Origin of the sequence: Lysinibacillus sp. NPDC056220 (assembly GCF_049315265.1) — a bacterium.
GTDB lineage: Bacteria > Bacillota > Bacilli > Bacillales_A > Planococcaceae > Lysinibacillus > Lysinibacillus pinottii.
Genome location: NZ_JBMOXD010000005.1, coordinates 11,911 through 25,281, shown reverse-complemented (window position 1 = coordinate 25,281; position 13,371 = coordinate 11,911). Strand labels below are relative to the sequence as shown.

General features: G+C 40.8%; 26 protein-coding genes and 2 pseudogenes. All 28 read left to right on the top strand.

Annotated elements, in window-relative coordinates; all coding sequences use genetic code 11:
* The first annotated feature begins 41 nt into the window (after nt 1–41).
* Complete coding sequence (gene rplC / locus ACOZBY_RS16235) at nt 42–671, top strand: 50S ribosomal protein L3 (RefSeq protein ID WP_031416717.1); 630 nt, start codon at nt 42–44, stop codon at nt 669–671.
* Between the two features lie 26 nt (nt 672–697).
* The gene (rplD, locus tag ACOZBY_RS16230; protein WP_012296062.1) at nt 698–1,321 is read left to right on the top strand and encodes a 50S ribosomal protein L4; all 624 of its coding nucleotides are present in this window, start codon (nt 698–700) and stop codon (nt 1,319–1,321) included.
* Entirely contained in the window at nt 1,321–1,605 is a 285-nt protein-coding gene (gene rplW, locus ACOZBY_RS16225) for a 50S ribosomal protein L23 (protein WP_004233628.1), read from the top strand. Before rplD ends, rplW begins: the two co-directional genes overlap by 1 nt.
* Before the next feature lie 47 nt (nt 1,606–1,652).
* Entirely contained in the window at nt 1,653–2,483 is an 831-nt protein-coding gene (gene rplB, locus ACOZBY_RS16220) for a 50S ribosomal protein L2 (protein ID WP_008181913.1), read from the top strand.
* Nucleotides 2,484–2,543: 60 nt separating this feature from the next.
* A complete protein-coding gene (rpsS, locus tag ACOZBY_RS16215; RefSeq protein ID WP_008181911.1) occupies nt 2,544–2,822 on the top strand; it encodes a 30S ribosomal protein S19 in 279 nt (92 codons plus the stop codon).
* A gap of 22 nt (nt 2,823–2,844) precedes the next feature.
* Entirely contained in the window at nt 2,845–3,189 is a 345-nt protein-coding gene (rplV, locus tag ACOZBY_RS16210; RefSeq protein WP_004233639.1) for a 50S ribosomal protein L22, read from the top strand.
* A gap of 3 nt (nt 3,190–3,192) precedes the next feature.
* The gene (rpsC, locus tag ACOZBY_RS16205) at nt 3,193–3,846 is read left to right on the top strand and encodes a 30S ribosomal protein S3 (protein WP_025116438.1); all 654 of its coding nucleotides are present in this window, start codon (nt 3,193–3,195) and stop codon (nt 3,844–3,846) included.
* 1 nt (nt 3,847) lies between these two features.
* Nucleotides 3,848–4,282: a 50S ribosomal protein L16 gene (gene rplP / locus ACOZBY_RS16200; RefSeq protein ID WP_012296060.1), complete on the top strand. Its 435-nt coding sequence runs from the start codon at nt 3,848–3,850 to the stop codon at nt 4,280–4,282.
* On the top strand, nt 4,272–4,472 hold the full coding sequence (rpmC, locus tag ACOZBY_RS16195) for a 50S ribosomal protein L29 (protein WP_004233646.1): 201 nt from the start codon (nt 4,272–4,274) through the stop codon (nt 4,470–4,472). Before rplP ends, rpmC begins: the two co-directional genes overlap by 11 nt.
* An 18-nt stretch (nt 4,473–4,490) precedes the next feature.
* A complete protein-coding gene (gene rpsQ / locus ACOZBY_RS16190; protein ID WP_008181723.1) occupies nt 4,491–4,754 on the top strand; it encodes a 30S ribosomal protein S17 in 264 nt (87 codons plus the stop codon).
* Nucleotides 4,755–4,796: 42 nt separating this feature from the next.
* Nucleotides 4,797–5,165: a 50S ribosomal protein L14 gene (gene rplN, locus ACOZBY_RS16185; RefSeq protein ID WP_004233650.1), complete on the top strand. Its 369-nt coding sequence runs from the start codon at nt 4,797–4,799 to the stop codon at nt 5,163–5,165.
* Nucleotides 5,166–5,200: 35 nt separating this feature from the next.
* The gene (gene rplX / locus ACOZBY_RS16180) at nt 5,201–5,509 is read left to right on the top strand and encodes a 50S ribosomal protein L24 (protein ID WP_004233652.1); all 309 of its coding nucleotides are present in this window, start codon (nt 5,201–5,203) and stop codon (nt 5,507–5,509) included.
* Between the two features lie 29 nt (nt 5,510–5,538).
* Entirely contained in the window at nt 5,539–6,078 is a 540-nt protein-coding gene (rplE, locus tag ACOZBY_RS16175; protein ID WP_004233654.1) for a 50S ribosomal protein L5, read from the top strand.
* A 21-nt stretch (nt 6,079–6,099) separates the two neighbouring features.
* Nucleotides 6,100–6,285: a type Z 30S ribosomal protein S14 gene (locus ACOZBY_RS16170; protein WP_004233656.1), complete on the top strand. Its 186-nt coding sequence runs from the start codon at nt 6,100–6,102 to the stop codon at nt 6,283–6,285.
* Nucleotides 6,286–6,314: 29 nt separating this feature from the next.
* Nucleotides 6,315–6,713 carry a 30S ribosomal protein S8 gene (rpsH, locus tag ACOZBY_RS16165; protein WP_008181717.1) on the top strand — a complete coding sequence of 133 codons (399 nt, stop codon included), beginning with the start codon at nt 6,315–6,317 and terminating at the stop codon, nt 6,711–6,713.
* A gap of 30 nt (nt 6,714–6,743) precedes the next feature.
* A complete protein-coding gene (gene rplF / locus ACOZBY_RS16160) occupies nt 6,744–7,283 on the top strand; it encodes a 50S ribosomal protein L6 (RefSeq protein WP_031416716.1) in 540 nt (179 codons plus the stop codon).
* Between the two features lie 32 nt (nt 7,284–7,315).
* Nucleotides 7,316–7,675 (top strand): 50S ribosomal protein L18, encoded by a 360-nt coding sequence (rplR, locus tag ACOZBY_RS16155; protein WP_012296055.1) that lies wholly within the window; start codon nt 7,316–7,318, stop codon nt 7,673–7,675.
* A gap of 21 nt (nt 7,676–7,696) precedes the next feature.
* A complete protein-coding gene (gene rpsE, locus ACOZBY_RS16150; RefSeq protein WP_008181711.1) occupies nt 7,697–8,200 on the top strand; it encodes a 30S ribosomal protein S5 in 504 nt (167 codons plus the stop codon).
* A 15-nt stretch (nt 8,201–8,215) separates the two neighbouring features.
* Entirely contained in the window at nt 8,216–8,398 is a 183-nt protein-coding gene (gene rpmD / locus ACOZBY_RS16145; RefSeq protein ID WP_004233668.1) for a 50S ribosomal protein L30, read from the top strand.
* A 34-nt stretch (nt 8,399–8,432) separates the two neighbouring features.
* On the top strand, nt 8,433–8,873 hold the full coding sequence (rplO, locus tag ACOZBY_RS16140; protein ID WP_008181708.1) for a 50S ribosomal protein L15: 441 nt from the start codon (nt 8,433–8,435) through the stop codon (nt 8,871–8,873).
* Nucleotides 8,873–10,168, top strand: coding sequence for a preprotein translocase subunit SecY (gene secY, locus ACOZBY_RS16135; protein ID WP_031416715.1), 1,296 nt, complete (start codon nt 8,873–8,875; stop codon nt 10,166–10,168). Before rplO ends, secY begins: the two co-directional genes overlap by 1 nt.
* A 70-nt stretch (nt 10,169–10,238) precedes the next feature.
* Nucleotides 10,239–10,892 (top strand): adenylate kinase, encoded by a 654-nt coding sequence (locus ACOZBY_RS16130; protein WP_012296052.1) that lies wholly within the window; start codon nt 10,239–10,241, stop codon nt 10,890–10,892.
* A 249-nt stretch (nt 10,893–11,141) separates the two neighbouring features.
* Nucleotides 11,142–11,219 (top strand): annotated as a pseudogene (locus ACOZBY_RS16125) (type I methionyl aminopeptidase); the annotation flags it as partial.
* A gap of 86 nt (nt 11,220–11,305) precedes the next feature.
* On the top strand, nt 11,306–11,524 hold the full coding sequence (gene infA / locus ACOZBY_RS16120; protein WP_004233690.1) for a translation initiation factor IF-1: 219 nt from the start codon (nt 11,306–11,308) through the stop codon (nt 11,522–11,524).
* Nucleotides 11,525–11,561: 37 nt separating this feature from the next.
* The gene (gene rpmJ / locus ACOZBY_RS16115) at nt 11,562–11,675 is read left to right on the top strand and encodes a 50S ribosomal protein L36 (RefSeq protein WP_000868344.1); all 114 of its coding nucleotides are present in this window, start codon (nt 11,562–11,564) and stop codon (nt 11,673–11,675) included.
* 24 nt (nt 11,676–11,699) lie between these two features.
* Nucleotides 11,700–12,065: a 30S ribosomal protein S13 gene (gene rpsM, locus ACOZBY_RS16110; protein WP_004233729.1), complete on the top strand. Its 366-nt coding sequence runs from the start codon at nt 11,700–11,702 to the stop codon at nt 12,063–12,065.
* Nucleotides 12,066–12,090: 25 nt separating this feature from the next.
* On the top strand, nt 12,091–12,480 hold the full coding sequence (rpsK, locus tag ACOZBY_RS16105; RefSeq protein WP_004233731.1) for a 30S ribosomal protein S11: 390 nt from the start codon (nt 12,091–12,093) through the stop codon (nt 12,478–12,480).
* A gap of 139 nt (nt 12,481–12,619) precedes the next feature.
* Nucleotides 12,620–13,371, top strand: a pseudogene (locus ACOZBY_RS16100) (DNA-directed RNA polymerase subunit alpha); the annotation flags it as partial.

Below are 13,371 nucleotides of genomic sequence, written 5' to 3'. Positions count from 1 at the left end.
AAAACAATATAACTTTTTAAAACTTACAGGAGGTGTGACAAATGGCTAAAGGAATCTTAGGTAGAAAAATTGGTATGACACAAGTTTTCGCTGAAAACGGCGATCTAATCCCGGTAACAGTTATCGAAGCTACTCCAAACGTAGTACTTCAAAAGAAAACTGTTGAAACAGATGGCTACGAAGCAATCCAAGTTGGTTTCGAAGATAAGCGCGTTAAGCTTTCTAACAAACCACAACAAGGTCACGTAGCAAAAGCGAACACTGCTCCTAAGCGCTTCATTCGTGAATTCCGCAACGTGAACGTGGAAGAGTACGAAGTTGGTCAAGAAGTCAAAGTAGAAATTTTCGCAGAAGGCGATGTAATCGATGTAACAGGTGTTACTAAGGGTAAAGGTTTCCAAGGTGTAATTAAACGCCACGGACAATCTCGTGGTCCTATGGCCCACGGTTCTCGTTACCACCGTCGTCCTGGTTCAATGGGTCCAGTTGCTCCGAACCGCGTATTCAAACAAAAGAAATTACCTGGTCAAATGGGTGGCAATGTAGTTACAATCCAAAACTTAGAAATCGTGAAAGTTGATACAGATCGTAACTTACTACTTGTTAAAGGTAATGTTCCTGGTTCTAAAAAAGCTCTAGTTACAGTAAAAACTGCAATTAAAGCTAAGTAATCACTTAAGGAAAGGAGGAAACAGGAATGACAAAAGTATCTGTACTTAGTCAAACAGGTGCTTCAGTTGGTGAAATCGAATTAAACGATGCGATCTTCGGAATCGAGCCAAATGAAGCAGTATTATTCGACGCAGTAGTAGCTCAACGTGCTTCTCTACGTCAAGGTAATCACAAGGTTAAAAACCGTTCTGAAGTTGCTGGTGGTGGTCGTAAGCCATGGCGTCAAAAAGGAACTGGTCGTGCTCGTCAAGGTTCTATCCGTTCTCCACAATGGCGCGGCGGTGGTATCGTATTCGGTCCTACTCCACGTAGCTATTCTTATAAATTACCTAAAAAAGTTCGTCGTTTAGCTCTTAAATCTGCTTTATCAGCTAAAGTAGTAGAACAAAACTTCTTAGTTCTTGATGCTCTAACTCTAGCAGCACCAAAAACAAAAGAATTCACAAAAATCCTTAAAGATCTTTCTTTAGAGAAAAAATCTTTATTCGTAACTGCTGACCTAGATGAAAACGTAGCATTATCTGCTCGTAACATCCCTGGTGTAACAGTTTTAACTGCAAATGGAATCAACGTTCTTGATCTTTTAGGTCATGAAAAAGTTGTATTCACTAAATCTGCAGTAGAAAAAGTTGAGGAGGTGCTTGGATAATGGAAGCACGTGATATTTTAAAACGTCCGGTCATTACTGAGCGTTCTTCAGAACTTATGGCAGAGAAAAAGTATACTTTCGAAGTAGACACTCGCGCTAACAAAACTCAAGTAAAAGACGCTGTAGAAGAAATCTTTGGTGTAAAAGTTGAGAAAGTAAACGTTCTTAACTACAAAGGTAAATTCAAGCGTGTTGGCCGTTACGGTGGTTACACTAACAAACGTCGTAAAGCGATTGTTAAATTAACTGCTGATAGCAAAGAAATTGAATTATTCGAAATGTAATCCCTAGTGGATTTATGATTTGAACACTCAAGAAGGAGGGAAACACAATGGCGATTAAAAAGTATAAACCTACCTCTAATGGTCGTCGTAACATGACGTCATTAGACTTTGCGGAAATTACAACTAACAAGCCTGAGAAATCATTGCTTGAACCAACTAAACGCAAAGCTGGTCGTAACAACCAAGGTAAAATCACTGTTCGTCATCATGGTGGTGGTCATAAGAAGCAATACCGTGTTATCGATTTCAAACGTGTTAAAGATAGCATTCCGGCAAAAGTTGCTACTATTGAATATGATCCAAACCGTTCTGCGAATATCGCATTAATCAATTACGCTGATGGAGCAAAAGCTTACATCCTAGCACCTAAAGGTCTAGAGGTTGGTCAAACAATCGTTTCTGGTCCAGATGCTGACATTAAAGTGGGTAACGCTTTACCATTAGCAAACATTCCAATGGGTACTACAATCCATAACATCGAGTTAAAACCTGGTAAAGGTGGACAATTAGTACGTTCTGCTGGTACTTCTGCTCAAGTACTTGGTCGTGAAGGAAAGTACGTAATCGTTCGTCTTCAGTCTGGTGAAGTACGTTTAGTGTTAGCTACTTGTCGCGCTACAATCGGTCAAGTTGGTAATGAACAACACGAACTTGTACACATCGGTAAAGCGGGTCGTAGCCGTTGGTTAGGTAAACGCCCAGAAGTTCGTGGTTCTGTAATGAACCCTAACGATCACCCACACGGTGGTGGTGAAGGACGTTCTCCAATCGGACGTAAATCACCAATGACTCCTTGGGGTAAACCAGCACTTGGTTACAAAACTCGCAAGAAGAAAAACAAATCGGATAAATTTATCATCCGTGGTCGTAAAAAATAAAGTGGTTAAACTACGGTTCTATGTGAGAGCCGTGGTGGAATCACGGAGGGAGGTTCCTACATGGGTCGCAGCTTGAAAAAAGGACCTTTTGTCGATGACCACTTAATGAAAAAAGTGGAAGTACAAGAGGCTTCTGAGAAAAAACAAGTTATCAAAACTTGGTCACGCCGTTCTACAATCTTCCCGAACTTTATCGGTTTAACGATTGCTGTATATGATGGACGTAAACATGTTCCTGTATACGTAACAGAAGATATGGTAGGCCATAAACTTGGTGAGTTCGCACCGACACGTACTTACAAAGGTCACGGTGCAGACGACAAGAAAACAAGACGCTAATTTTGAGAGGAGGTAAATCCTAATGACACAAGCTAAAGCTATCGCTCGTACAGTACGCATTGCTCCTCGCAAAGTACGTCTAGTTGTAGACTTAATCCGAGGTAAGCAAGTTGGTGAAGCAGTTGCAATTTTACGTCATACTCCAAAAGCGGCGTCTCCAGTCGTTGAGAAAGTATTAAAATCTGCAGTTGCTAATGCTGAGCACAACTACGATCTTGACATCAACTCTTTAGTAGTTTCTGAAGTGTTCGTTGATGAAGGTCCAACTTTAAAACGTTTCCGTCCACGTGCGCAAGGACGTGCAAGCGCAATTAACAAACGCACAAGCCACATTACTCTAGTGGTATCTGAGAAGAAGGAGGGTTAATCCGTGGGTCAAAAAGTACATCCAATAGGACTACGCGTTGGTATTATTCGTGACTGGGAGTCAAAATGGTACGCTGAAAAAGACTATGCAACTCTACTTCACGAAGACATCAAAGTGCGTAAATATATTGAAACGGCTCTTAAAGACGCTTCTGTTTCTAAAGTAGAAATCGAACGTGCTGCAAACCGTGTAAACATTACAATTCACACTGCGAAACCAGGTATGGTAATCGGTAAAGGTGGTACTGAAGTTGAAAATCTTCGTAAATACCTTAGCGAGTTAACTGGTAAACGCGTACACATCAACATCATTGAAATTAAACGTGCAGATCTTGACGCTCGTCTTGTAGCTGAAAACATCGCTCGTCAATTAGAAAACCGTGTATCATTCCGTCGTGCGCAAAAGCAAGCGATCCAACGCACAATCCGTGCTGGTGCAAAAGGAATTAAAACACAAGTATCTGGTCGTTTAGGTGGCGCTGATATCGCGCGTGCTGAACACTATAGTGAAGGAACTGTTCCACTTCATACTCTACGTGCTGACATTGATTATGCACACGCAGAAGCTGACACTACTTACGGTAAATTAGGCGTTAAAGTATGGATCTACCGTGGTGAAGTTCTTCCTACGAAGAAATCTGTGGAAGGAGGCAAATAATATGTTATTGCCTAAACGCGTAAAATACCGTCGTGAACACCGCGGAAACATGCGTGGCGAAGCGAAAGGCGGTAAAGAAGTATCTTTCGGCGAATGGGGCCTACAAGCTCAAACAGCTAGCTGGATTACTAACCGTCAAATCGAATCTGCTCGTATCGCGATGACTCGTTACATGAAACGTGGCGGTAAAGTTTGGATTAAAATCTTCCCACACAAACCTTACACTAAAAAACCTCTAGAAGTCCGCATGGGTTCTGGTAAAGGTTCTCCTGAAGGTTGGGTAGCAGTAGTAAAACCAGGAAAAATTATGTTCGAAATTGCTGGTGTATCTGAAGAGGTTGCACGTGAAGCACTTCGTTTAGCATCACATAAGCTTCCTGTTAAATGTAAGATCGTAAAACGTCAAGAAACTGGTGGTGAATCTAATGAAAGCTAATGAAATCCGTGACCTTGCCACTTCTGAAATTGAATTAAAAGTGAAATCACTGAAAGAAGAGCTTTTCAACCTTCGCTTCCAATTGGCGACTGGTCAATTAGAAAACACAGCTCGTATTCGTGAAGTGCGTAAAGCAATCGCGCGTATGAAAACTGTTATTCGTGAAAGAGAAATCAGTGCAAATAACTGATAAAGGAGGTTTTCAAGTATGACTGAGCGTAACCAACGCAAAGTTTACACGGGCCGCGTTGTTTCAGATAAAATGGACAAAACTGTTACTGTTTTAGTTGAAACTCACAAAAAGCACAAGCTTTACGGTAAGCGTGTAAAATACTCTAAAAAGTTTAAAGCTCATGATGAGCAAAACCAAGCGAAAATCGGTGATATCGTACGTATCATGGAGACTCGCCCGCTATCAGCTACTAAACGTTTCCGTCTAGTTGAAGTTGTAGAAAAAGCGGTTATTATTTAATAACTATTTCGGAACAACCATTTCCGAAGGGAGGTAACCTAAGTGATCCAACAAGAAAGTCGTATGAAAGTTGCTGACAACTCAGGTGCACGTGAAGTTCTTACAATTAAAGTGCTTGGTGGCTCTGGCCGTAAAACTGCTAACATCGGTGATATCGTTGTTTGTACAGTTAAGAAAGCAACACCAGGTGGCGTTGTCAAGAAGGGTGACGTTGTTAAAGCTGTTATCGTTCGTACTAAATCAGGCGTTCGTCGTAAAGACGGTACGTACATCAAATTTGATGAAAATGCTTGTGTAATTATTCGTGATGATAAATCACCACGCGGAACTCGTATTTTCGGACCTGTTGCACGTGAATTACGTGACAGCAACTTCATGAAAATCGTTTCTCTAGCTCCAGAAGTTCTTTAATTTCATGATAGTGCCAATCAAGGAGGTGCGACAGCATGCATGTAAAAAAAGGTGACAAGGTTAAGGTTATCACTGGTAAGGACAAAGGCAAAGAAGGAGTAATCCTAGCTGCTTTCCCTAAACAAGATCGCGTTCTTGTTGAAGGTGTTAATATCGTGAAAAAACACGTTAAACCTAACCAATTGAATCCACAAGGTGGGATTGTAAGCCAAGAGGCTGCAATTCACGTTTCGAACGTAATGCTAATCGATCCTAAATCTGGCGAGCCGACTCGTGTAGGTTATAAAATCGAAAACGGTAAAAAAGTTCGTGTTGCAAAAAAATCAGGTGCAGTAATCGACTAATTAGTAAATAAAAGAAGGGAGGTACACACATGAGCCGCCTAAAAGAAAAATATTTAAATGAAGTTTCTCCTGCTCTTATGAGCAAATTTGGATATAAATCAGTTATGCAATTGCCGAAAGTTGAAAAAATCGTTATCAACATGGGTGTTGGTGATGCTGTTCAAAACTCTAAAGCATTAGATGCAGCTGTAGAAGAATTAACAATTATCACTGGTCAAAAACCAGTTGTAACTAAAGCGAAAAAATCGATCGCAGGTTTCCGTTTACGTGAAGGTATGCCTATCGGTGCTAAAGTTACATTACGCGGTGAGCGTATGTATGAATTCTTGGACAAATTAATCTCAATTTCACTTCCTCGTGTACGTGACTTCCGTGGTGTTTCTAAAAAAGCATTCGATGGTCGCGGTAACTACACTCTAGGTGTTAAAGAGCAATTAATTTTCCCAGAAATCGATTACGATAAAGTTTCAAAAGTACGCGGTATGGACATCGTGATCGTAACGACAGCGAACTCTGACGAAGAAGCTCGCGAGTTATTGACACAATTCGGTATGCCGTTCCAAAAGTAATCAAACAAGGAGGGCGAAAACGTGGCTAAAAAATCTATGATCGTTAAACAACAACGTAAGCAAAAGTTTAAAGTGCAAGAATATACACGTTGTGAACGCTGTGGTCGTCCACACTCTGTATATCGCAAATTCAAACTTTGCCGTATTTGTTTCCGAGAACTTGCATATAAGGGACAAATTCCTGGCGTGAAAAAAGCCAGCTGGTAATCCCCTAATTTGGGAAGGAGGTAAATGTAATGACAATGACTGATCCGATTGCAGATATGCTTACTCGCATTCGTAATGCGAACATGGTTCGTCACGAGAAGTTAGAAGTACCAGCTTCCAACGTGAAAAAAGAAATCGCTGAAATTTTAAAGCGTGAAGGTTTCGTACGTGACGTAGAATACGTGGAAGACAACAAGCAAGGTATTATCCGTATCTTCTTAAAATACGGTAAAGATAACGAGCGTGTTATCACTGGCTTAAAACGTATTTCTAAACCTGGTCTACGTGTATACGCAAAAACAAATGAAGTTCCTAAAGTACTGAACGGTCTTGGTATCGCTTTAGTGTCAACTTCACAAGGTTTATTAACAGATAAAGAAGCTCGCGCTAAACAAGTTGGCGGCGAAGTTCTAGCATACGTTTGGTAATTAGCAATAAATGAATGGAGGTGCAACTAAATGTCTCGTGTAGGTAAAAAAATTATCGAGGTACCAGCTAACGTAACTGTTACTGTTGCAGCTGACAACACTGTTACTGTTAAAGGTCCTAAAGGCGAACTTGTTCGTTCTTTCCACCAAGATATGAAAATTGAGCAAGAAGGTAACGTAATCTCAGTATCACGTCCTTCTGATTCAAAAGAACACCGCACAAACCACGGTACTACTCGTGCGCTTCTAGCGAACATGGTTACTGGTGTTTCTGCAGGTTTCGAAAAAGCTTTAGAACTTATCGGTGTTGGTTACCGTGCGCAGTTACAAGGCAAAAAACTTGTACTTAACGTAGGTTACTCTCATCCAGTAGAGTTCACACCTGAAGATGGTCTAGAAATTGAAGTTCCTTCTAACACTAAAATCATCATTAAAGGTATCAGCAAAGAGCGCGTTGGTGCTCTAGCATCTAACATCCGTGACGTTCGTCCACCAGAGCCATATAAAGGTAAAGGTATCCGTTACGAAGGCGAATACGTTCGTCGTAAAGAAGGTAAAACAGGTAAATAATGCTGCTTAAGCATTAGAAAGGAGTGACCCTTGTGATTACGAAACAGGATAAAAATCAAGTTCGTAAAAAACGTCATGCACGAGTACGTTCTAAAATTTCGGGTACTGCTGAGCGTCCACGCTTAAATGTATTCCGTTCTAACAAGAACATCTACGCTCAACTTATCGATGACGTAGCAGGCGTAACAATTGTTAGCGCATCTTCTCAAGAAAATGGTTTTGAAGGTGCTGGTAGCAATGTTGAAGCTGCATCAAAAATCGGTGAAACAATCGCGAAACGCGCTGCGGAAAAAAATATTACTGCTGTAGTTTTTGACCGTGGTGGTTACTTATATCATGGACGCGTGAAAGCTTTAGCTGAAGCTGCACGTGAGAATGGTTTAGAATTTTAATAAGAAGGAGGGACACATTTCATGAGTCGAATTGACGCAAACAAACTTGGAGAACTTGAAGAACGCGTAGTTACTATTAACCGTGTTGCTAAAGTTGTTAAAGGTGGACGTCGCTTCCGCTTCACAGCACTAGTTGTTGTTGGCGATAGAAACGGTCATGTAGGTTTCGGTACTGGTAAAGCTCAAGAGGTTCCAGATGCTATCCGTAAAGCTGTTGAAGATGCGAAGAAAAACTTAGTAGAAGTGCCACGTGTTGGTGGAACAACTCCACACTTAGTGCTTGGTCGCTTCGGTGCAGGAGAAATCCTAATTAAACCTGCTGCTCCTGGTACAGGGGTTATCGCTGGTGGTCCAGTACGTGCAGTACTAGAACTTGCTGGTATTACTGATATTCTTTCAAAATCTCTTGGATCTAACACACCAATCAACATGGTGCGTGCAACTGTTCAAGGTTTAACTGAATTAAAACGCGTAGAGGACGTAGCAAAATTACGTGGTAAATCAGTGGAAGAAATATTAGGATAAGGGGGGAAAGATAATATGGCTAACAAATTAGAAATCACCCTTACTAAATCTGTGATTGGTACTAAACCTGCACAACGCAAAACTGTTGAAGCTTTAGGTTTACGTAAATTACACCAAACTGTAGAGAAAGCTGATAACGCAGCTACTCGCGGTATGCTTGATAAAGTAGCTCACTTAGTTACTGTAAAAGAAATTTAATTTCCAATTAATGAACAAGGAGGTGCCACCCACTATGAAACTGCATGAGTTAAAACCAGCAGAAGGTTCTCGTAAGCAACGCAACCGCGTTGGTCGTGGTATCGGTTCTGGTAACGGTAAAACAGCAGGTAAAGGTCATAAAGGTCAAAACGCTCGTTCTGGTGGCGGTGTACGCCCAGGCTTTGAAGGCGGTCAAAACCCATTATTCCGTCGTTTACCAAAACGTGGCTTTACGAACATTAACCGTAAAGAATACGCGATCGTTAACCTTGACGCTTTAAACCGTTTCGAAGACGGTGCAGAGGTTACAACTGCATTATTACTTGAAACTGGTCTTGTGAGTAATGAAAAAGCTGGAATTAAAGTTCTTGGCAACGGAACTCTTAACAAAAAGCTTACAGTTAAAGCTCATAAATTCTCAGCTTCAGCTAAAGAAGCAATCGAGAATGCCGGCGGAACTACTGAGGTGATTTAATGTTTCAGACAATCTCTAACTTTATGCGTGTTCGAGATATAAGAAATAAAATCATTTTCACTCTTTTAATGTTAATCGTTTTCCGTATTGGAACATTCATTCCAGTACCTAACGTTGACGCAAATGTATTAAAGGCAACTGATGAGTTTAACCTCGTTGGTTTCCTGAATACTTTTGGCGGTGGTGCTTTAAAGAACTTCTCTATCTTTGCGATGGGGATTATGCCTTACATCACAGCCTCAATTATTGTTCAGTTATTGCAAATGGACGTAGTACCGAAGTTTGCTGAATGGGCAAAGCAAGGTGAAGTCGGAAGACGTAAACTTGCACAATTTACTCGCTACTTTACTATTATTCTTGCTTTCATCCAATCATTCGCAATGTCATTTGGTTTTAATAGAATGTATGGCGGATCATTGATTAAAGAAGAAGGGATTCTAACATATGTTACAATCGCCATTGTATTGACAGCGGGGACAGCTTTCCTTGTATGGCTTGCAGAGCAAATTACTTCACACGGTGTTGGGAATGGTATTTCTGTTGTAATCTTCGCAGGTATCGTTGCAGCATTGCCTACAGGAATCAACCAAATCTTTGCACAGCAAATCGAGGGTGCTGGGGATAAATTATTTATCAACATCATAATCCTTGCATTGCTTGTATTGGTTTTACTCGCAGTTGTAGTTGGAGTTATTTATGTGCAACAAGCACTTCGTAAAATTCCAATTCAATATGCAAAACGAGTTACTGGACGTAATCAACAAGCTGGTGGTCAACAAACTCATTTACCTTTAAAAGTAAATGCTGCAGGGGTTATTCCGGTAATCTTTTCAGTAGCGTTTATTGTTACACCACGTACGTTAGCTACGTTCTTTGGTCAAAATGACGTAACTACTTTCATTGAAAACACGTTTGATTATACGAAACCTGTTGGAATGATTATTTACGTTGCATTGATCGTCGCGTTCACATATTTCTATGCATTCGTACAAGTGAATCCTGAAAATGTGGCAGACAACTTGAAAAAACAAGGTGCTTATATTCCGGGTATTCGTCCTGGTGAAAACACTCAAGCGTATTTAACAAGCGTGTTATATCGTCTAACATTTGTTGGTGCGATATTCTTAACTGTTATTGCTGTAATGCCGATTTTATTCATTAACTTTATGAATTTACCTGCCTCAGTGCAAATCGGTGGTACTAGTATTATTATCGTAGTCGGCGTAGCGCTCGAAACGATGAAACAGCTAGAATCTCAACTTGTTAAACGTCACTACAAAGGCTTTATGAAATAATGTTGGTTTTTAGGGAACGTTCTATCGTTTCCTTAAATCAGCAAACCTTTGGTGGGAGGAATATTTCCTAATGAATATCGTTTTAATGGGTCTGCCAGGTGCTGGTAAAGGTACTCAGGCAGATAAAATTGTTGAGAAGTACGCGATTCCTCATATTTCTACAGGCGATATGTTCCGTGCTGCTATTAAAGAAGGTACAGAACTTGGCTTACAAGCTAAGTCGTTTATGGATCAAGGTGCTCTTGTACCAGATGAAGTAACGATTGGTATTGTTCGTGAGCGACTGGCTAAACCTGATTGTGAAAAGGGCTTCCTATTAGATGGTTTCCCACGTACTGTTCCTCAAGCTGAAGCTTTAGATAGCATTCTTGCTGATCTTGGCAAAGCAATTGAACATACTCTAAACATTCAAGTTGAAAAGGATGAGTTAATTGCTCGTCTTTCAGGTCGACGCATTTGTAAAACTTGTGGAGCATCCTATCATTTAATTTTCAATCCTCCAGCCGAGGAAGGAAAATGTGATAAAGATGGTGGCGAGCTTTACACACGTGCCGATGATAATCCTGATACGGTTGCGAACCGTCTGGAAGTTAATATGAAACAAGCGCAACCTTTACTTGATTTCTATCAAGCAAAAGGTGTGTTAACTAATATAGATGGACAGCAAGATATAAACAAAGTGTTTGCTGATCTTGATGCTCTATTACAGAGCAGCCGCAGCTGATACCCGGCTCCGGGCGCAGAGTACTGCTTCCGCGGGAGGCATGCGGGAGCAACAACGAAACATAATTTTTTTGAGAGTTGCAAAAGCATATTGTGCCCGGTATATATTTCTTCTAAAAAGTGCAACATAGTTTTTGGAGGAGTATAATGGGTTTCGTGGAAGCATCTGTGTAACGGGTATGAATATCTCATCCAAGACATTCCGGTATTCGTGTAAACATGGGAGTTTCAGTGCCCTTATTGGTTCTGGATATTCCGTGGATTGTGTGAAGCGAAACCAGACGAGCGTCTTTCAAACATCTCTCATACAATCCAAACATATGTTGAAACGAGGTTGCTTCTATAGTTGCAGCAGATATCCGTTTGATGTAACGATGAGAACTTTAATTTGCATATAGAGAGGAGACAGAGTAGATGGCGAAAGATGATGTAATTGAAGTCGAAGGGACAGTTGTTGAGACTTTGCCAAACGCGATGTTTAAGGTAGAATTAGAAAATGGACATGTGATTCTAGCACACGTATCTGGTAAGATTCGTATGCACTTTATCCGTATTCTACCTGGAGATAAGGTTACTATCGAGTTATCTCCTTATGATTTAACTCGCGGTCGTATCACATACCGTTTTAAATAATCTTTTGCGCTCCGGACTACTAAGGAGGTTAGGTTAGATGAAAGTGAGACCATCTGTGAAACCGATCTGCGAAAAATGTAAAGTAATTCGCCGACGCGGTAAAGTAATGGTAATCTGTGAAAATCCTAAACATAAACAAAAACAAGGTTAATTCTAAAGGAGGTGCACAACGTACATGGCACGTATTGCTGGTGTTGATATTCCTCGCGACAAACGCGTGGTAATTTCATTAACGTACATTTTCGGTATTGGTAAAACTACAGCTCAGAAAGTACTAGCTGACGCAGGTATTTCAGAAGATACACGCGTACGCGACTTAACTGAAGATGAGTTAAACAAAATCCGTGAACAATTAGATTCTTACAAACTTGAAGGTGACTTACGTCGCGAAACTTCATTAAATATTAAACGTCTGATGGAAATCGGTTCATTCCGTGGTATCCGTCACCGTCGTGGTTTACCTGTTCGTGGCCAAAATACGAAGAACAATGCGCGTACGCGTAAAGGTCCTCGTAAAACTGTAGCGAACAAGAAAAAATAATTGGTAAAGGAGGTTCCTTCTTAACATGGCTCGTAAACAACAAACTCGTAAACGTCGTGTGAAAAAGAATATCGAATCTGGTATCGCACACATTCGTTCTACATTTAACAATACAATCGTAACGATTACAGATATGCAAGGTAACGCTGTATCTTGGTCAAGTGCTGGTGCTCTTGGTTTCCGTGGTTCACGTAAATCTACACCATTCGCTGCTCAAATGGCTGCAGAAACTGCTGCTAAAACATCCCTTGAACATGGTCTGAAAACGTTGGAAGTAACTGTTAAAGGTCCTGGTGCTGGTCGTGAAGCTGCAATTCGTGCGCTTCAAGCTGCTGGTTTAGAAGTAACTGCTATTAAAGACGTTACTCCAGTTCCTCATAATGGTTGCCGTCCGCCAAAACGTCGTCGCGTGTAATGGGTGCGTCTCATATTGTATGAGAACATCATTTTTTGTACAGACTGTCTTGTGCAGATAATAAACGATACGTCATTGACGATCGAATCTATGATGGAAAGAACCTATACATTCGATGTTTTGAAGGAGGGTAAATGAAATGATCGAAATTGAAAAACCAAAGATTGAAACGGTGGAGATCAGCGAAGATTCCAAGTATGGAAAGTTTGTTGTAGAACCGCTTGAACGCGGATATGGAAACACTTTGGGTAATTCTTTACGTCGTATCCTTCTGTCTTCATTACCAGGAGCTGCTGTCACGTCCATTCAAATTGATGGCGTTCTTCACGAATTCTCAACTGTAGAAGGCGTAGTAGAAGATGTAGCTTCAATCATTTTGAACGTGAAAAAACTAGCTCTTAAAATCTACTCTGACGAAGAAAAAGTTATTGAGATTGATGTAAAAGGCGATGGTACAGTTACGGCTGCTGACATTACACATGACAGTGATGTAGAAATTTTAAACCCAGATCTATATATTGCAACAATCGCTAAAAACGGTCATTTACGTATGCGTATGTACGCACAACGCGGCCGTGGTTACACTCCTGCTGATCAAAACAAACGTGAGGATCTTCCTATCGGCGTGATCCCGATCGACTCTATTTACACTCCAGTATCACGCGTTAATTTCCAAGTGGAAAATACTCGTGTAGGTCAGTCTTCTGACTACGATAAACTTTCTCTTGATGTGTGGACAGATGGCAGCATCGGTCCGAAAGAGGCGATTTCGCTCGGAGCAAAAATTTTAACCGAGCATCTTAACATCTTCGTTGGCATGACAGATGAGGCACAAACTGCTGAAATCATGGTCGAAAAAGAAGAAGATCAAAAAGAAAAAGTTTTAGAGCT